The organism is Adlercreutzia murintestinalis, from assembly GCF_943192905.1.
GTDB classification, from domain to species: Bacteria; Actinomycetota; Coriobacteriia; order Coriobacteriales; family Eggerthellaceae; genus Adlercreutzia_A; species Adlercreutzia_A murintestinalis.
The window spans coordinates 40586-57780 of record NZ_CALPCC010000016.1; the positions used below are offsets into that span (position 1 = coordinate 40586).

The 17195-nt window shown below is 55.9% G+C and carries 11 protein-coding genes and 1 tRNA gene; 8 read left to right on the plus strand and 4 right to left on the minus strand.

Annotated features, from left to right (window positions below):
* Positions 1–94: 94 nt before the first annotated feature.
* From NFR19_RS06505 to NFR19_RS06515, 3 genes are all read left to right on the plus strand, one after another.
* Entirely contained in the window at positions 95–487 is a 393-nt protein-coding gene (locus NFR19_RS06505; RefSeq protein WP_251212976.1) for an endonuclease domain-containing protein, read from the plus strand.
* Positions 488–654: 167 nt separating this feature from the next.
* Positions 655–1605, plus strand: a complete 951-nt coding sequence (locus NFR19_RS06510; RefSeq protein WP_251212977.1) for a ParA family protein — start codon at positions 655–657, stop codon at positions 1603–1605.
* Positions 1598–2620: a ParB/RepB/Spo0J family partition protein gene (locus tag NFR19_RS06515; protein WP_251212978.1), complete on the plus strand. Its 1023-nt coding sequence runs from the start codon at positions 1598–1600 to the stop codon at positions 2618–2620. The genes NFR19_RS06510 and NFR19_RS06515 overlap by 8 nt, the downstream gene beginning before the upstream one ends.
* 20 nt (positions 2621–2640) lie before the next feature.
* Here NFR19_RS06515 and rlmN read toward each other — a convergent pair whose 3' ends face one another.
* On the minus strand, positions 2641–3753 hold the full coding sequence (gene rlmN / locus NFR19_RS06520) for a dual-specificity RNA methyltransferase RlmN (protein WP_251212979.1): 1113 nt from the start codon (positions 3751–3753) through the stop codon (positions 2641–2643).
* A 380-nt stretch (positions 3754–4133) separates the two neighbouring features.
* Between rlmN and NFR19_RS06525 the strand changes: the two genes are divergently transcribed.
* Positions 4134–5114, plus strand: coding sequence for a D-alanine--D-alanine ligase family protein (locus NFR19_RS06525; RefSeq protein ID WP_251212980.1), 981 nt, complete (start codon positions 4134–4136; stop codon positions 5112–5114).
* 66 nt (positions 5115–5180) lie between these two features.
* On the opposite strand, the gene NFR19_RS06530 is transcribed toward NFR19_RS06525, so the two are convergent.
* Positions 5181–5822 (minus strand): hypothetical protein, encoded by a 642-nt coding sequence (locus NFR19_RS06530; RefSeq protein WP_251212981.1) that lies wholly within the window; start codon positions 5820–5822, stop codon positions 5181–5183.
* A 316-nt stretch (positions 5823–6138) separates the two neighbouring features.
* Between NFR19_RS06530 and NFR19_RS06535 the strand changes: the two genes are divergently transcribed.
* The 3 genes from NFR19_RS06535 to NFR19_RS06545 all read left to right on the plus strand — a co-directional run bounded on the left by NFR19_RS06535 (position 6139) and on the right by NFR19_RS06545 (position 14081).
* On the plus strand, positions 6139–9756 hold the full coding sequence (locus NFR19_RS06535) for a helicase C-terminal domain-containing protein (protein WP_251212982.1): 3618 nt from the start codon (positions 6139–6141) through the stop codon (positions 9754–9756).
* The gene (locus NFR19_RS06540) at positions 9740–10930 is read left to right on the plus strand and encodes a hypothetical protein (protein ID WP_251212983.1); all 1191 of its coding nucleotides are present in this window, start codon (positions 9740–9742) and stop codon (positions 10928–10930) included. The genes NFR19_RS06535 and NFR19_RS06540 overlap by 17 nt, the downstream gene beginning before the upstream one ends.
* An 85-nt stretch (positions 10931–11015) precedes the next feature.
* Entirely contained in the window at positions 11016–14081 is a 3066-nt protein-coding gene (locus tag NFR19_RS06545; protein ID WP_251212984.1) for a zinc-binding metallopeptidase family protein, read from the plus strand.
* Between the two features lie 28 nt (positions 14082–14109).
* On the opposite strand, the gene NFR19_RS06550 is transcribed toward NFR19_RS06545, so the two are convergent.
* Both NFR19_RS06550 and NFR19_RS06555 read right to left on the minus strand, forming a co-directional pair.
* Positions 14110–14838: a peptidylprolyl isomerase gene (locus NFR19_RS06550; RefSeq protein ID WP_251212985.1), complete on the minus strand. Its 729-nt coding sequence runs from the start codon at positions 14836–14838 to the stop codon at positions 14110–14112.
* 3 nt (positions 14839–14841) lie between these two features.
* Positions 14842–16845, minus strand: a complete 2004-nt coding sequence (locus NFR19_RS06555) for a hybrid sensor histidine kinase/response regulator (RefSeq protein ID WP_251212986.1) — start codon at positions 16843–16845, stop codon at positions 14842–14844.
* Between the two features lie 98 nt (positions 16846–16943).
* Between NFR19_RS06555 and NFR19_RS06560 the strand changes: the two genes are divergently transcribed.
* Positions 16944–17019, plus strand: a tRNA-Thr gene (locus NFR19_RS06560).
* Positions 17020–17195 lie beyond the last annotated feature (176 nt).

The following is a 17195-nucleotide window of genomic DNA, read 5'->3' on the forward strand; positions in this document are numbered from 1 at the left end:
ACTAATGATGATCTAGTACGTGGGTTATGAGTTAGAGAAGTCAGGCTGCATTGATAGCATAGAAGAACCAAGGATAAAGAGAAAGGGACGATATATGGGAAGATTTTTACTGGCTTCTCGCGCTCAAGAAATGCGACAAAACATGACAATATATGAGAGAAAACTCTGGTACAAGTTTTTAGCTGAATATAACCCTCCGTTTCGTACGCAGAAGGTAGTAGGTAACTACATACTAGATTTTTACTGTCATAAAGTAAGGCTTTGTGTAGAGGTTGATGGAGACACCCATTTTAACCCTCGTGCGCAAAGATATGATCTAATAAGAACAACATACCTTGAGATGGAAGAGATTAAGGTTCTTCGATTTACTAATACAGAAGTAAAAGAATCGTTTGAGTCAGTATGTGAAACTATTCATAACGAAGTGGAGCAACGGCGAAATGACGCACTCTCCAGTCTTTTTCTTAAACTCAAGCAAAAGAGCTAGAATGTTTCACGTGAAACATTCTATAGAGTGCGTGTACAATCAGAAATGTTTCACGTGAAACATTTCCTGTAACAATAGAATCTTATAACCCAAATTGTTTCATGTGAAACAATTTCATATAAATTACCATGCTATACTCGGAAGAAGTCCCAGCGAAAGGGGAATATATGGGCCTGCTTGATAGCCATAAACGTGACATCAATGGAGAAGGTGCTGTAAGTTCAGACCCAACGGATATAAACAATATCGAAGATATACAGGTTGTTATCCGTGATGTCACGCCTGATTTAAGTAATGCTAGTTCTCGGCATCTTAAGCATTACTCAGAGAAAAAGACGGTCGATAAAGTGATCGGCCAAACGAAGATCATTGCGATTATTAACCAAAAAGGTGGGGTTGGAAAGTCAACAACCGCAGTAAACCTAGCTGCCGCACTTGGTGAAATGGGTAAGCAGGTACTTTTGGTTGACCTTGATCCCCAAGGGAACTCTTCTAGTGGTCTAGGGATAGAGAAATCCTTGGTAGAGCACTGTATTTATGATGTGATTCTCGCTGATTGTCCTATTGAGGATGTGATCATTCCAGACGTGTGTCAAGGATTAGATGTAGTACCAGCCACTATCAATCTTGCTGGTGCTGAGGTGGAGTTAGTTTCAGAAATAGCTCGCGAAAATCGCCTCAAGGATGCTGTAGGCACAATGCGAGGACGGTATGATTTCATTCTCGTCGATTGTCCTCCTTCGTTAGGTCTCCTTACAGTCAATGCGCTTGTTGCGGCTGATAAACTCTTGATACCGATCCAGTGTGAGTTCTATGCACTGGAAGGTGTGACAAAACTTCTTGAATCAATGAAACGTGTCAAATCTCGCCTTAATCCCACTCTTGATATCTATGGGGTGCTTCTCACGATGTATGACAACCGCACCACACTCTCAAAGCAAGTTGTGGATGAGGTGAAAGGGTATTTTGGAAAAGTTGTATTCAATACTCTTATTCCCCGGACAGTAAAACTATCTGAAGCTCCCTCGTTTGGGCAGCCGATAACAGAATATGATCCGCGGGGTAAGGGTTCTATTGCCTATATTGAACTTGCGAAGGAAGTGATCGAACGTGGCTAAAACAAATAGAGGCGGTCTTGGGCGTGGTCTGAGTTCTCTAATGGGCGGACCAGTAGAAGCAGCGCCAGAGCGGACTACTAATCGTGAACAAGTAGAATATGAGGAAGACCTTGATTATACGAATGTTTCACGTGAAACATCTACACATACACCATCGATAAGCGAAAAGAGAGCCTCCTCTGATGATATAGCCGCCAAGCAGCCAACTATGCCACCAGCATCGCTTACTCCTAGTATGAACGAGATACCGATTGATTTGGTAGTTCCGAATCCAGATCAGCCACGTACTAATTTCAAAGAAGATGAGCTTGAAGAACTTGCGCGTTCGATTGAACAGGATGGACTGCTTCAGCCTATTCTCGTGCGCCCTATAGCGGGTGGACAATTTCAAATCATTGCAGGTGAGCGCCGTTGGCAGGCATCAAAACGGGCTGGTCTTGACAAAGTTCCTGTGAGGATTAAAGAAGTCGATGATGATCGCGCTCTTGAATTAGCGCTTGTCGAAAACGTGCAGCGATCTGATCTTAATCCAATCGAAGAGGCGTATGGTTATAAACGTCTGATGGATCGAAAAAAGATGACACAGGCGGATATTGCTCAAGCTATGTCGAAAGGTCGTTCTACGGTTGCAAATGCGCTTCGTTTGCTCGATCTTCCAGAAGAGGCGCAACAAATGCTTTTTGAAGAAAAAATCAGCGCTGGTCATGCTCGCGCGATTCTTTCTATCCAATCTGCAGAAGGTAGAGAAAAGCTAACAGAGAAACTGCAGGACAAGAAGCTCTCAGTGCGCGAAACGGAGTCGCTTGCACGATTGATGACCATGAAACCAGGAGACAGAGTTGCAAAAGAGCAGGTTCCGCAAACATTCAAGCAAGTTGCAAAAGCGCTTAAAGATGTGCTTAAAACGCCGGTAAAAGTAAAAACAACAAACGGGAAGAATAAGATAGAGATAGAGTTCAGCGATGAAGAGGATCTGAGAAGGGTTTTTGAAGAATTGCTTGCCTCAGTTTCTTAAAGCATTCTCAGTCTCTATATTCAAAATGTTTCACGTGAAACATTTTTCAATTGACCACAGGCGCCGGCAATGTCGGCGCCTTTTGAATGACGAAGCGTTGTTGAGATATTATTCGCGTTCAATCGTTGAAGCCATACTTTTATTCGGTCCATCGAAGAGCCTTGAAGCGCAGCACCTGTTTCATTAAAAGGAATCAGATTGATATGACATAAGAGCCCCTTACAGTATTCAATAAGAGCCAGGAGGTCTTCTTCAGTATCGTTAATATCTTGCAGGAGTAAGTATTCAAAAGTTATACGTCTGCGAGTCTTGGAGATATATTCCTCGATCACTGATCTCAATTGATCGAGGGGCTGTGAAGCGAGCGCTGGCATAATATAGTTACGCTTTACTTGGACAGCAGAATGTAAAGAAACAGCGAGCGTAAACTGCTCAGGCTCTTGAGTGAATTGCTGGATCCCTTGCAGAATTCCGCACGTGGAAACCGTGATATGTCGCGCGCCAATTTGAAAGCCCTTGTCCGTATTAAATCGCCGCAGGGCCATCATCAGATTCTCATAGTTCAGGAATGGCTCACCTTGTCCCATCGCGACAAGATTGCTCACTCGTTGGCCAAAATCCTGTTGAACAGTGACTACCTGATCGACTATTTCTTGCGCGCTAAGATTTCGAGATAAACCCTCTTGCCCGGTTGCGCAGAAGACGCAGCCCATCCCACATCCAACCTGAGTAGAAAAACAAACCGTTAAACGCTGCATGTCATTTGAAGGAGTAGACGGCATAAAATCGTCTAAGAATGTTTCACGTGAAACATTCGGAACTGATTTATCCGCTGGAGGTGGAGAAGGAATCCCTACAGATTCAACAAGTTCGTTATCAGAGAGCTCTAAGAGGTACTTGCGCGTTCCATCAGAAGAAGTTTGCTTCTCTTTTAAAGTAGTCCTTGAGAGGGGAAAGGCTATTGAGAGTTGCTGTCGAAGCGCCTTAGGTAGATTAGTCATCTGATCATACGAAATGGCGTTATGAGTATGAAGCCACTCAAAAAGCTGCTGGGCCCGGAATCGAGGTAGTCCCAATTCACCAAAAAGCGACTGTAGCTCGTCGATACTGTATGAATAGATATCCTTGTTCATACCGCGATTATAGTTTGCCTAGAAACGCTTGGCAAAATGTTTCACGTGAAACATTTGACCCCTATTCAGAAGACAATCGCCTCACAGCAGCTTCCGAAGCCTTCTCAAATACTATAAACCGACAGCGGAGCACACCTCTAAGGGTGTCGAAGATGTGGTTTGCATAGTGCAGCACGAACAATATAGCGCATCAAGAGCAAATACGGATAGGCGGGTCATAACTCCACGAGAAGGGGAGGTGGGAAAGAGAGATCGCTGTACGAGAAGTGATAGATACTGAATACTAATCAACTCAAGATATAGAAACGAAGAGATGCTATACTGCGCAACAATGCAGCTGCCAATAATTGTCCTAGAAAGTAGAACAAATGTTTGATATAATGGAGTTAACAAAGCAAAAGGTCGCGCTTCTTTCGGGAGGAACAAGCAGCGAAAGAGAAATCTCTCTCGCTTCGGGCGCAGGTGCGGAAGCGGCTCTGAAAGAAGCGGGCTTTTCTGTTGAAAGGCTTGATCCGGCGGTCGCTTCTGATTTGAAGAGGCTGATAGATGGTGAGTTTGACGTCGCATTCCTTTGCACTCACGGTCGGGGTGGGGAAGATGGGTCGTTACAGGGGTTTCTTGAAACGATCGACGTGCCTTATACCGGGTCAGGAGTGTTTGGCAGTGCGGTGAGCATGGACAAAACGAAAGCGAAAATTCTGTATGAAACCGCAGGCATTCTCACTCCCTCGTCGGTCATAGTGAGGAAGAACGAGTGGAATGCTGAAACGGATGGTACAGGGTCCCACGCTATCATTGAGCATATTCTTGAGAAGCTCGGCCACAAATGCGCCATCAAGGCCGCATCAGAAGGAAGTTCGGTAGGCATTTATATCGAAGAAGGTAAAGATGCCATCGAGCAAGCCATACAGGCCGCCTTTGAATACGATGACAATGTGCTGATTGAGCAATACATCGCTGGCATCGAGTTGACTGTTGTAGTGCTGGGAGAGGGGCAATTTCGGGCGCTGCCCATCATTGAGATCGTTCCCAAGAACGCATCGTATGACTTTGAAAGCAAGTATGCTCCTGGCGGGTCAGAGCATATTTGCCCCGCACGGATTGATGATGTTGTTGCACAACGCATTCAAGCATGGGCTATCAAGGCTCACGAAGTGCTGGAATGCAGCGGTGTGTCCCGCACGGACTTCATTCTCGACCCACAAGGGAATGCGTGGGCGCTTGAGACGAATACCTTGCCAGGCATGACGGAAACGTCGCTTCTGCCTGACGCTGCCCGCGCAGCTGGGGAAACCTTTCCAGAAGTGTGCACAGGACTCGTTGTTGATGCGCTCAAGAAGGCGGGTATTACAGCATTGTAGGCGCAGAAAACGGCCTGCGTGCACTATGCGCGCTGTGCGTTCAAGCGCTCCACACTGGGAATCCCATCAGAAGAAACAGGACTTCAAACCGAAGATGATAGCGGCTACCAAAACCAGCAGGAAGATCCAACTCACGATATAGCAACCTTTATTACCTGCCCGCCCTTGGCTGATCAGCTTATCGTTTAAGGTGCGGCGGCTCTTGATAATGGCCGTCCCTTTCGCCTTCTCCGGCAGAGGAAGCGTTTGTTCAGGAAACCACGTGCCATCACTTGCAATGATTCGGGTGATGGCATCTGGGCCAAGGTCAACTGGTGTACGCTGCCCGCGCCCCATACGGTCGGCCACGTTGTGCACGAAAGCGGAGAAACAGTCCTCATAGGCGGGGCTATAGCAAATGAGGGCGACTTCTCCCCAATAGTATCCGTCGTCCGGGCTATCCGTGAAAGCAAGAAAAGACAGCACCGCGCAAAGCTGCATGCCTTTTGCCTTCTCAAGGCTCATCTGTCGCGACATCGCAGCGTCAAGATATCCAACACACTCTCCAAGCGGATTGATGAGCCAAGCGCGGTGTTCGTCACCAGTCATCTCGCAATCAATGGTCATGCAGTCGCCGATCATACTGTCGGCGCTCAGAAGCTTCGCGGCTTCTTTCTTCGACACCGTTTTGAAGTCGGCATATTGGCCGTAATAGAGGTCCACCAACATCTCCTTGCTGAGCCTTACATAACATGTGCTGCGTGTGTTTCACGTGAAACATACACGGAAAACGCGAGCGCAGAAAACTATCATACGGACTAACACGCAGAAAGCAATCACAGGAACTGCCGCAGAGAATAAAAAAGCGCCATTATTACGGAAAGCAAAAGAGGTACCCCCTACAATAAGAGCCACTGGAACAGGAACTGCAATAAGACCTTGCGCGGCATGCTGCATAGTAGAAGGGCGATGGCTGCCGGGAGGGTGGTAACTGGCAGAAAAGCTGATAGGCTAGAGAGAAACAGAGGGCTGATAGGGAAGGCCGATGACTGACGATATAAGGAAATACACCACCGAGGGCACCCCGGAGCGGATACTTGAACGCTACCGCAGTTTGCCTGCACGGGCAGCGCAGACTGACTTCGGCGATTTCGACCGCAATATCGTCGTGCTGGACACTGAGACAACGGGCATCTCGGTGCGCAAAGACGAGCTCACCCAGATAGCTGCGGCGCGGCTCGAGCAAGGGCGCATTATTGATTGGTTTGTCACCTTCGTGAACCCCGGGCGCCCGATCCCTGACGATGTGGCCCATCTGACGAACATCCACGACGAGGACGTTGCTGATGCTCCCGACCCGACCACGGCGCTTGAGCAGCTGGTCGCATTCGTGGGGGATGCGAAGATCGTCGCGCACAATGCAGCGTTCGACCGTAATTTCACCACGAAGCACCCCGCGGGGTACCCTCTTCTGGAAAACCTCTGGATCGACTCGCTCGAGCTTGCGCGCATCGCACTTCCGCGCATGCGCTCGCATCGGCTGATCGACTTGGTACGCGCCTTTGATGCGCCGCTTTCGACCCACCGCGCCGACGAGGACGTTTCAGCAACCTGCGCGCTGTATCGGCTGCTCCTTGCAGGTGTTGACGCGATGCCTGCGCCGCTGGTTCGCGAAATAGCACGCCTTGCGCCGCCTTCGGAGTGGTCAACAGGGGCCATATTCCGTTCGTTTTCAGACGAAGACAAGACGGAAGCCCAAAATGCAACCAATCACAGAGCCAGCGCACAAGAACACGACGAGCAAGAAACGAGCGTACAAGGACACGGCGCACAACTAGAAAGCGCACAAGATTACGACGCACACGACCATGACAAACAAAAAGACCGCACGCAGGAAAATGGTGCACGAGAGAACGGTAGACAGGAAAAGGACGCACAAGAGAGCGACAAACACAGCGAGGACAAACACGAACGCAGCAAGCACGAACATGGTGCACAAGAAAACACCGGGATCAAAGAGGATACTCAAAACGAGGGCGGGTGGGAAGCACCCCCGACGCAGCCTTTCAATTTGAAAATGGAACGTGCTCAGGTAGCCAAAACGGTGGGTAAGCCGAAACGCGACGCGGCGAAGATGATATCTGCCGAACTGGCTGCGCGCTCTGGTCTGCGCGTAAGCGAACAGCGCACAATGGCCACCGCGATCGCATCGACGCCATACGATGACGATACCTGGATAGAAGAAGACGATTTCGGCAGCGTGATCGGCGCAGGCACCGCAGTGGCTTACGAAAAGGAACAACAGAACGGCCAACATGACGAAGAAACGCCGCGCTCTGTGCGTGAAAAAGATGCTCCCGCTCAGGCCGACGCCGTGGTGCAGGGCATGTGCTCCGCCGCCGACCCGTCCAGCGCATCTCTCTGCGACCAGTCTGCCGACGGGTATGCGATCCTAGAATTCCCCACCAAAGAAGAGATAGAAGCGGCGTTCCAGGCAGACGGCCTGATCGGCGCCCTCTATGAGGACTATCAGCAACGAGACGAGCAAGCGCGCATGGCGCTGGCCGTGCGCGACGCTTTTGCTTCGTCAGACAACCTCGTGGTCGAGGCGGGCACGGGCGTGGGGAAATCCATGGCGTATCTGGTGCCGGCTGCGCTCACCGCGGTGCGCAACGATATCAACGTGGGCATCGCCACGAAAACGAACGCGCTGCTCGATCAGCTGATCTATCACGAATTGCCCGCACTCGCGTGCGCTCTTGAGCACACGAGCGGCCGCACGCTCACCTACGCGTCGCTCAAAGGGTTCACTCATTACCCGTGTTTGCGAAAAATCCAGCGCCTCATCCGCGACGGCGCCCGCATGGTCACCGTGCAAGGCGAAGAGCAAACCCAGGCGCCCGCTCTTGCCGCGCTGCTGTCATTCGTCCAACAAACCGACTACGACGATATGGACAGCCTCAAAATAGACTATCGCCTGGTGCCGCGGCGCGCCGTGACCAGCACCAGCCACGAATGCATGCGCCGCAAATGCCCCTTCTTCGGCGCATCGTGCTTCGTTCATGGCCAACGCCGCCGCGCCGAGGCCGCTGACGTGGTAGTGACCAACCACAGTCTGCTCTTTTGCGACATAGCGGCGGACAACGGCCTGTTGCCGCCCATTCGCTACTGGGTGCTGGACGAGGCTCACAGCGCCGAAGCAGAAGCACGCCGGGCGCTTTCGCTCGAACTCTCGCTCGACGCCATGAACCAGCTTGCCGAGCGGGTCACTTCAGATGGCACGCGCAACATCTTCGTGCGCGCCGAGCGCAATGTGACCGGTCCCGCAGCCACCGACGAGAACGGTGACCCACTATCCGCCACCGCCGAGGCTGATTTCGGCACCTTGTTCTTCGGGCTCTGCGCCCGTGCGAAGGCTGCTGGCGTCGCATTCAGCGAAGCGGAAGGGGAGTTCGCCAGCCACGTTCCCGACCTGCTCTTCTTCGACACGCAAAAGAAGAGCAGCTACGAATTCACCGACCTGTGGATCAACGACGAGATGCGCCGCTCGACCATATTTGGCGCACTAGCCGACCATGCTCGCACCCTCATTGCAGCAAGCGAAAAGCTGGTGAACGTGTGCCAAGAGTTGGTGGGATATCTGGAAGGCGCGCAGGGCGCGGGCACCATCCAGCGCGAAATCGCCACCATGGCCTTCGAGCTCAAAGACATCATCACGGCGGCCGACACCATCTTCGTGCAAGCGCCGCCCACCTACGTGTATTCGGCAACGCTGCCCCGTAAAGCCGACCGTGGCGGCGCCAGGATCTGCGCGCAGTTGTACAACGTGGGCGCGCGCCTGGACGAAACGCTCTACACGAACACGCATTCCGTGGTGTTCGCTTCGGCCACGCTGACCGTGGCGGGCAGCTTCAAGCCCTTCGAGGAAGCCATGGGTTTGAACGCCTCGCCGCAGTCCCACGCGACAACGCTGGAATTGGGCTCGCCCTTCGACTTCGACGCAAATATGACCATCTATGTGCCCAACGACCTACCCGAGCCGAACACCACCGGCTATCTTGAAGCGATTCAGCAGCTGCTGCGCGAGACGCATCTGGCGCAAGGCGGCAGCATGCTGACCCTGTTCACCAACCGCAAGGAAATGGACGCCTGTTTCGCCGAAGTGGCACCCGCGCTCAAAGCGGCCGACCTGCGCGTGGTCTGTCAGCGCTGGGGCGTGTCGGTGAAAGGGCTGCGCGATGACTTCCTGGCCGACCGCGCGCTCTCGCTGTTCGCCTTGAAAAGCTTCTGGGAAGGGTTCGACGCGCCGGGCAGCACGCTGCGCGGCGTGGTGCTGCCGAAGCTGCCCTTCGCCAAACCGAGCGACCCGCTCTCGTGCGAACGCGCCGCTCGCGATGATGCCGCCTGGCGCAAATGGGTGCTGCCGCAAAGCGTGGTAGAGGTGAAACAGGCTGTGGGGCGCCTGTTGCGCAAGGCCGACGACTGCGGCATCGTGGTGCTGGCCGACAGTCGCCTGTTGTCGAAAAGCTATGGCCGCACGTTCTTGCGCTCGCTACCAAGTCGCGACGTGCGCATCGTGTCCACGCAGCAGATGATCGACGAGATAGCGAAGGCCAGCGCTCCCTCTGACGCGAAGAGTCAAGAAGATGCTGGGCAGGCATAAGCATCCTGACCCGGGCGATCCGGGCCATATCGTTCCCTATACCAAGGGTACCTCAAACGAAATATCGTTCAGCGTGCTGCACAACATGCGCAACGCCGCTGCCGAAGAGGGCACTACCAGCCGCCCTGCCTGGGAGTTTCCCCACGAAGAAGTGCGCCAACGCCGCCGTGCGCGCCGCCGCGGCAAGCGCCTCATGGTGGCAGGCATGGTGGTAGCAGTGCTCGGTGTGGTGGCACTGGGGGCCACGGCGGTGGTCATCAACGTGCAGAACCAGATGGATCACGTGGCGCGCATGAAGGGTGTTTTGCAGGGGGTCGTTGACCAAAGCTCCGCGCTCCAGCCCTACAATGACATGCTCACCGCCGCGCTGGCGCAGCCGCCCGCAACGATGTCCTTCGCTGATATGAAAGCGGTTTCCGAGAAGATATCCCCGACCCTTCCGAACATCGCTGATGACCTGCGCCAGCTCAAGAGCCAGCTGGAAGAGGTGCAGCAGCATCTCCAGGTGCCCGCCGACCGCGAAGCTGCCAACCAGGGCATCACCGTGATAAACGCCCAGTTGAATCTGATGGATATGGGCGAGGCTGCCATATCATGGGCGCTCCCGGCGCATGAAGCGTACGAGCAGGCAACCGAAGCGATGGAGCATATTCTGCGGGCGAACACGCTTGCCGAAGAGGCCACCGCTCAGATAGCAACGCTGAACGCCGACAACGCCCGCGCGTCACAGACAAAATCGGAAGAGGCGCAAAAGGAACTGACCACCGCGCGCGACGAGCTCCAAGCGGTGCAAACGTGCATGCAGCAGTTGGAGGCCCGCGCAGCCGATCCCAGCGAGGCCGACACTGCGACCTTCGAGGCTGCAGATGCGGCAATGCGAACCTACCTGGAATATGCGCAGCTGCGCCTTGACGCGCAGGCCGCCGCAGTGCAATCCATGCAGGCTTATCTTGACCGCGACCGCACTACGCTCCAACAGTCCAACGATCGCTATAACCAGTTGGAACAGCAAGCGGCAGATATCATCAGCAATGCGGCCGCTACGCCTACCTTGCCTACCGAAGCGCTGGCAAGCGTGTTCACCACCGTAAGCACCTCCGAAGCCGACCAATGGTCCGCCGAATCCGCGCGCATGGCCCAAGCGCTCGCTGCTGTGCGCGCCTACCTGTCCTAACGTGGGCAATCGCATCTCTTTGGCGTATACTTCATTATAACTATGCCCAGCTTGGGGCAGCGCGAACCAACGAAAGGCGCTATCAATGGCAGATGTTCAAGAGTACGCCGCCCGCTTATCGCAGGCTATCGGTCCTCGGCCCGCCGGTACCGAAGAGGAGCAGCAGGCGTCGTTCGTCATAGAAGAGGTGCTCCAGCAGGAAGCAACGCTGGAGGTGAGTTCCGAAGAGTTCAACTGCAATCCCAACTACGAACTGCCTCGCATCATCTGCTGCATCATCACGCTGGTGCTGGCGCTGCTGTCGTTGTTCTTGCCGTTGATGGTGGTGCCGTCTTTCGTGGTATGCCTGATCGCGGCAGCGGTGTACGTGCTGGAAGTGCTGGGTATCTCGCCTTTGGGTCGTACCTCGAAGCGCGGCGTCAGCCAAAACGTCATCGGTAAGTACATTCCCGCTTCATCGGGCGACCAAGCGCCGGTTGCTCGTCGTCGCAAAGTGATCATCGTTGCGCGCTATGACACCGGGCGGGTGCGCCGCGAACTGTCAGGCCCCCTGTTCGGCGCGCTCAACATCATTCACTGGATGGAACTGGGCGGTATGGTGCTGATTCCCATCGTGCTGCTGCTGCGTGCCCTGACCGATGCCAATGACAGCCTGCTGATCTTCTTCAACGTGCTGCTCGGCATTGGCATGGTGTTAGTGGCGCTGGCGGTCATCTCGTTCATCATGCATCAAACCGCCGCGTACAACGAAGGGGCAAACTGCAACGCTGCTGGCGTGGCCGTGATGCTCGACGTTGCGAAGCGTGTGGGTCTGGGTCTGTATGACATGGACGAGGAAGAAGACGTGGTCATGCATGGCGAAGAGGCTGCGCGCGAAGCCGGCGTGCTGCTCGACGATGTGGCGGTGGAATACGCGAGCAGCGCGGGTGCAGCAGAATCAGACGCCTCGCCCGCAAGCACATCAGCCATGGCCCCCCTCGATCTGTCGGCAGAGATCTCCGCAGCACAAGCAGCCCGCTCGGCTGCCCCTGCTGCTGCGGTTTCTGAAACCATTTCAGTCGCATCCGATGCGGCCGCCGCAGCTCAGCTCACGCCAGTCGCTGCCGCTACGGCCGCGTCAGCTCCCGCGCTTGCGCCTGTCGCGGCGCCCGGGGCTGGCCCGATGACTCAGCCCGCGCCAACCGTCTCGCCCACAGCTGCGCAAGCAGATGCCAACGTGCCCGACTGGTTCAAGCGCGCCCAAGCGAAGGCGAACCGCGCTTCATCTGATTCCACACCGGCGCAACGGTCGCGTTTCGCTGATGCTATTGATAGCGCAACGGCGGCGCGCGAGGCCGAAGCCGCCCGCGCCGAAGCACAGCGCACCTCGGCCATGGATGCGCGTTTAGCCGAGGTGCACGCCAGCATCATGAATAGCCCCGATGCGGCCAAGGCTCACTCGGCCGCGCAAGAGGCAGCTGCGCAGGCGCAAGCTCAAGCACAGGCGCAAGCTCAAGCGGCGCAGCAGCAGGCACGAGCTGCGGCCGCAGCCGAAGCTCAGCCGCATCAACAAAACGGCGTGGATGGATTCTTGGCTTCCACTACCGAAGCGCCCGACTACCAAACAGCCAGCGCGATTGATACGGATGCCCCGGTCACCAGCGAGACGAAGCAGACCGGTGCCGTGGCCGACCGCCTTCTGTCTCAACCGCTTCCTGCGGTAGATGCAGAGGCGAAGAAGCAGGCCGCCCAGGCAACTCCCGCAGCCGATGCTGCTGCGAAGAAAGCGACTCCCGCCGCCAAGCGAGCAGGCAAAGCCGCCCCGCATAAAGAAGCGAAGGCCGAGCCGCGCCGCAAGCGCACCATCGATCTGCCCAGTTTGACCGGCGCCATCGCTGCGGTGAACAGCCAATCTATTCCGCTTGATCAGGACGAGGCCGAAGACGAGTCCGTCTTGAAGGTGATGACCGCTGACGACGCGCCCGCTCCCGTGCGCGAAGAGCGCCAGAATTTCGCCTCCAGCATACCGGCGCTTGACAAGAAGCCCACGCGCGCGCATCACGCGGCAGCTGACGAAGAGCAAACCGACATGGTGAGCGTGGCCGGTTCGTTCAGCGTGGGAGGCGCTACGGGCGCGTTCGCTCCGGTAGGCGACGAGCTGCTGGCCGATGTGGATCCCGACGATATGTATGTGGACGACGTTGATGACTCCGATTACGACGAAGGGTTCACGGCTACGGGCGCGATGACCAGCCCCAGCTTTGTGGAAATGCCGAAGAGCCGTGGCGGGGTGCTGGGGCGCTTCCGTCGCAAGAAGCATGAAGATGAGACCAGCTTCGCCGAAGCCATTGGCGTGGACGCTTCCTTCGACGCGCGCAAGGTAGGCCGCGACCGCGGTGGATGGGAGAGCTTCCGAACCACAAGCGACAGCTGGGATGAGGACGATTGGAATGGCGGCGCGTTCAGCCGCGAGCGTTTGGGCGCGCTGGCTTCGAAGATCAAGCCGGGGCAACAGGAAGGCGAGCAGAGCCGAAGCGGGAGGCGTGGCCGCCGCGGCGAGAACGCTGAGGGCGAGACGACGCCGCGCACGCGTTTTGCGGGTACCTCGCTCGATGATGATCTGGGGCATGCCGAGGGCACCGAGAGTTCGCGCAACCTGCATCCGTTCGCAGACGTTCCGCTCAAGGGTATTGCTGACGACCGCGAAGCCATTCGCGAGTTCCATGGTGGGCCCATCAATATGGAAGTCTGGTTCGTTGCGCTGGGCGCCGAGCTTGCCGACAATGCTGGCATGAAGGCGCTGCTGGCCGAGCACGCAGCCGAGTTGCGCGGCTCTATGGTGATCGATCTTGACGGGTTGGGCGCGGGCGATCTGTCGCTGATCGAGCGCGAAGGCATGTACCGGCCGGTCAAGATGTCCTCACGCATGAAGCGCTATGTGCGCAAAGCGGCCGATTCACTAGGTCTCAGCGTGGGCAAAGGCGAGATGCTCTGGTGCAATACGGCGGCGTATCTGGCCGGTCGCCAAGGGTATCAAACGCTGCACCTTGCGGGCATGATGAATGGAAAGCCTGCGTACTGTGCGCAGGCCGATGATGTGTATGATAATTTGGATGAAGTGACGTTGCAAGACAACGCCGATTTCCTGATGGATCTGATCCGCGTCATCTGATCTGACGCGGATCAGCACTACCTCAATTTCAATCCACCCACTCGATGGAAGTGATGATCGGCTGGGCTGCCTCGTCGCTAATGGCGCCCATCTGCGGCTCGTCAACATTGGCTGCATAATCGGCCACGATCGCGTCAATGATGGCCATACCAGCCTCATCGATGGTGCCGAACGCGGCGTACTTGCCATCAAGGCTGGCACCTACCTGGTCGTTTGTGCCCAGCGTCACGAAAAACGTGCTGGTTGCGGAGTTCGGCAGATTGGTGCGCGCCATGGCAACCGTTCCGCGATCGAACTGGTCGGCCAGCGGGTTCTCGCTGCCGTTGTCGCTGAACTCGCCGGTGATGGTTTCCAGCTGCGGGTCGTTGCCAGCAGCGTTGTTGCCCAGCGTGCCGCCCTGCAAACAGAAGTCCTCAACGATGCGATAGAACGTCTTGCCGTCGTAGTATCCCTGATTCACTAGATCAGCGAAGTTGGTCACCGTGATAGGCGCCGCATCGGCATCCAGCTCAAGCGTGATGGGTTCGTAGCCTTCCACCGTCATCACAGCATGATGCTTGCCGGTGAGCAACTCGTCCTCGCTGAACTGCTTGGTGCCGCTTTCCGCCTTCACCGACGCCGAGACGCTGCTCGATGCAGCTGATGCTGCCGAGCTCGCAGATGGCTGTCCGCTGCAGCCAGCCAGTGCCAGCGCACCCACGCACAGGCTGCCGACGAGCACCACCGTTGCTGTCCGCTTGATCGATGATAGTTTCATCCACTACTCCCTTTCTTGTCCGCTTGTCGCCGGTCCACTCAAGAATCGGCGCAAGTTCCGTTTCAACTGCGCGATATTGATGGGCTTCGACATGAAGCCATCCATGCCTGCATCCATGGCTTTCTGCCGGTCCTCGTTGAACGCGTTGGCCGTCATGGCTACGATGGGTGTATGTGGGCGACCCTCCGTCTGCTCCACCCGAATGATCTCCGCTGCGGCTTCCAGGCCACCCATGCGGGGCATCTGGAAGTCCATGAAGATCATCCCGTAGCGGCCTGTCTCAGCGTCCGTGAAAGCGGTCACCGCATCAAGGCCATCCTCTGCCGTCTCAACATCGACGCCGAGCGATTGTATCAGCTCAATGGCTATCTCCCGGTTCAGCGCATCGTCCTCCACAAGCAGAACACGCCCCGTCAGCGGGGCGTCATCGGCTGGCACGCTGGTAGTGTTCGGCTTTTCGGCTTCTGCGCTGGCAAGCGGCAGCAGCACCGTGAATTTCGACCCGCGTCCCGGCTGGCTCTTCACCGATATGGTGCCATCCATCAGGTCAACCACGTTCTTCGTGATGGTCATGCCCAGCCCCGCACCCTCAGTGAAAGGCGTGGTTTCGTTGCGTTCGCGCTCGAAGGGCTGGAAGATATTCTCAAGGAAGTCCTGCTCCATGCCAATGCCGTTATCCTCGACCACGAGTCGGTAGATGTTCACAGCACCAGTATCTGCATCGTTGCCCTCGTGTGCGTTGGAACGATCGGCATCCGCCTCGTCCGCATCTTGCGACCCGGTAGCACTAGCACTGTCTGCCACACGCGCGGGCGCTGCGGCAGCATCGCCCGCCTCTTCGGTCAGCGTAATGCGCACCCAACCGCCGTTGTGCGTGTACTTCACGGCGTTGCTCGCTAAGTTCAGCATCATCTGTTGCAGGCGCAGCGCATCCCCGCGCACGATAGGATGGGCAAGCGGCCCCACTTTGGTTTCCAGGTCGATCCCCTTCTTGCGTGCCTGTTCCTGCATGATGCCTGCGAAGTCGTCCATCAGCGTAGGCAGTTCGATGATGTCTTCATTGAGCGCGATGCGCCCGCTCTCTATCTCGCTCATATCCAGCACGTCGTTCACCAAGCTGAGCAGGTGCTTCGACGAGGTGGTGATGCGCGCCAAGCAATGCTCGACCCGCGCGCGGTCGTCCAAGTTGTTGCTGGCAATGGCGGTCAGCCCCACGATGGCGTTCATGGGCGTGCGAATGTCGTGACTCATGCTCGAGAGGAAGGTGGATTTCGCGCGGCTGGCGCTTTGAGCCAGATCGAGCGCATGCTCCAGATCGGCGGTCAGTTGCTCTTCGCGCCGGGTCTTGCGGTTCAGAATGGCCAGGTACACGAACAGCGATATAGCCACCGCGATGATGAGGATCCACGCTATGAAGATGGTTTGGCGACATGCGGCGTTCACGGTCTCATACACGTTGTCCACCGCATCGGTTGCCTGTGCGAGCACCTCCAAGTCCACATCGAGCAACTGCGACACCACGGGGTATATCTCGTCGTTCACGTAGCGCCCAACCTGCGAAGGCGACGTGCCCGGCGCGCGTACCATCTCGGCAAGCGTTGCCAAATGCACGTTCAGATCGGCATACCCATCGCGAAGCGCCCGCACATCCTCAGGGTCCACTGCGGTGCTACCCTCGATGGTTTCTATCAGACCCCAGATCTCGGCCTCGGAGTCTTGGCTGATGCTCAACATGCCATCGGCGCCGTCCGGCGAGTTCATGTAGACCGACTGCGCCGCCATGGTGCGCAGCTGCACCAGCCGCGTTTCCAGATGTCCGGCCGCCACCGACGCTGGGTATTGATCCACCTTCACCATCTCGACCTTGCTGAGTATGGTGGTGGTGTTCCCGATGGTGGTGAGGAAGAAGATGATCAGAAGCGCGCACACCACACCCGCGGTCACGCGCGAGAGCACCGCTGATTGCAGAATCTGCCGTTTCGTCTGCTCCGATGATGCCTCGGTCACGCCTATCCTTTCGCCCGCTTTGTCGTCCGTGGCCTCTATTGGGAAAAGTATAGCCGTTTTGGTATACTGCATTTGCTTCAAGGGTTTCCTTGATATGCGCCAACGTGGCTCAGTTGGTAGAGCAACGCACTCGTAATGCGTAGGTCAGCGGTTCGAGTCCGCTCGTTGGCTCCAGAACATGCGCAGGCCGCCGGATTCCGGCGGCCTGTTTGGCTTAGGTCTCAAAAAGTGTGTCTGGGGCAATTATTCGGGTTAAGGCTCAAAAAGTGTGCCCCTGGCAATTATTCACTGCTTGTATTCAGTAGGCATATGAAACTCGTTCCAGACGATCCCCGATCCGTATTCCTCGG

Coding starts and splice junctions, on each gene's coding strand:
- NFR19_RS06505 (WP_251212976.1), top strand. CDS start 95: ATGGGAAGATTTTTACTGGCTTCTCGCGCTCAAGAAATGCGACAAAAC.
- NFR19_RS06510 (WP_251212977.1), top strand. CDS start 655: ATGGGCCTGCTTGATAGCCATAAACGTGACATCAATGGAGAAGGTGCT.
- rlmN (WP_251212979.1), bottom strand. CDS start 3,753: ATGAACAAGGATATCTATTCATACAGTATCGACGAGCTACAGTCGCTT.
- NFR19_RS06525 (WP_251212980.1), top strand. CDS start 4,134: ATGGAGTTAACAAAGCAAAAGGTCGCGCTTCTTTCGGGAGGAACAAGC.
- NFR19_RS06530 (WP_251212981.1), bottom strand. CDS start 5,822: ATGTTGGTGGACCTCTATTACGGCCAATATGCCGACTTCAAAACGGTG.
- NFR19_RS06535 (WP_251212982.1), top strand. CDS start 6,139: ATGACTGACGATATAAGGAAATACACCACCGAGGGCACCCCGGAGCGG.
- NFR19_RS06540 (WP_251212983.1), top strand. CDS start 9,740: ATGCTGGGCAGGCATAAGCATCCTGACCCGGGCGATCCGGGCCATATC.
- NFR19_RS06545 (WP_251212984.1), top strand. CDS start 11,016: ATGGCAGATGTTCAAGAGTACGCCGCCCGCTTATCGCAGGCTATCGGT.
- NFR19_RS06550 (WP_251212985.1), bottom strand. CDS start 14,838: ATGAAACTATCATCGATCAAGCGGACAGCAACGGTGGTGCTCGTCGGC.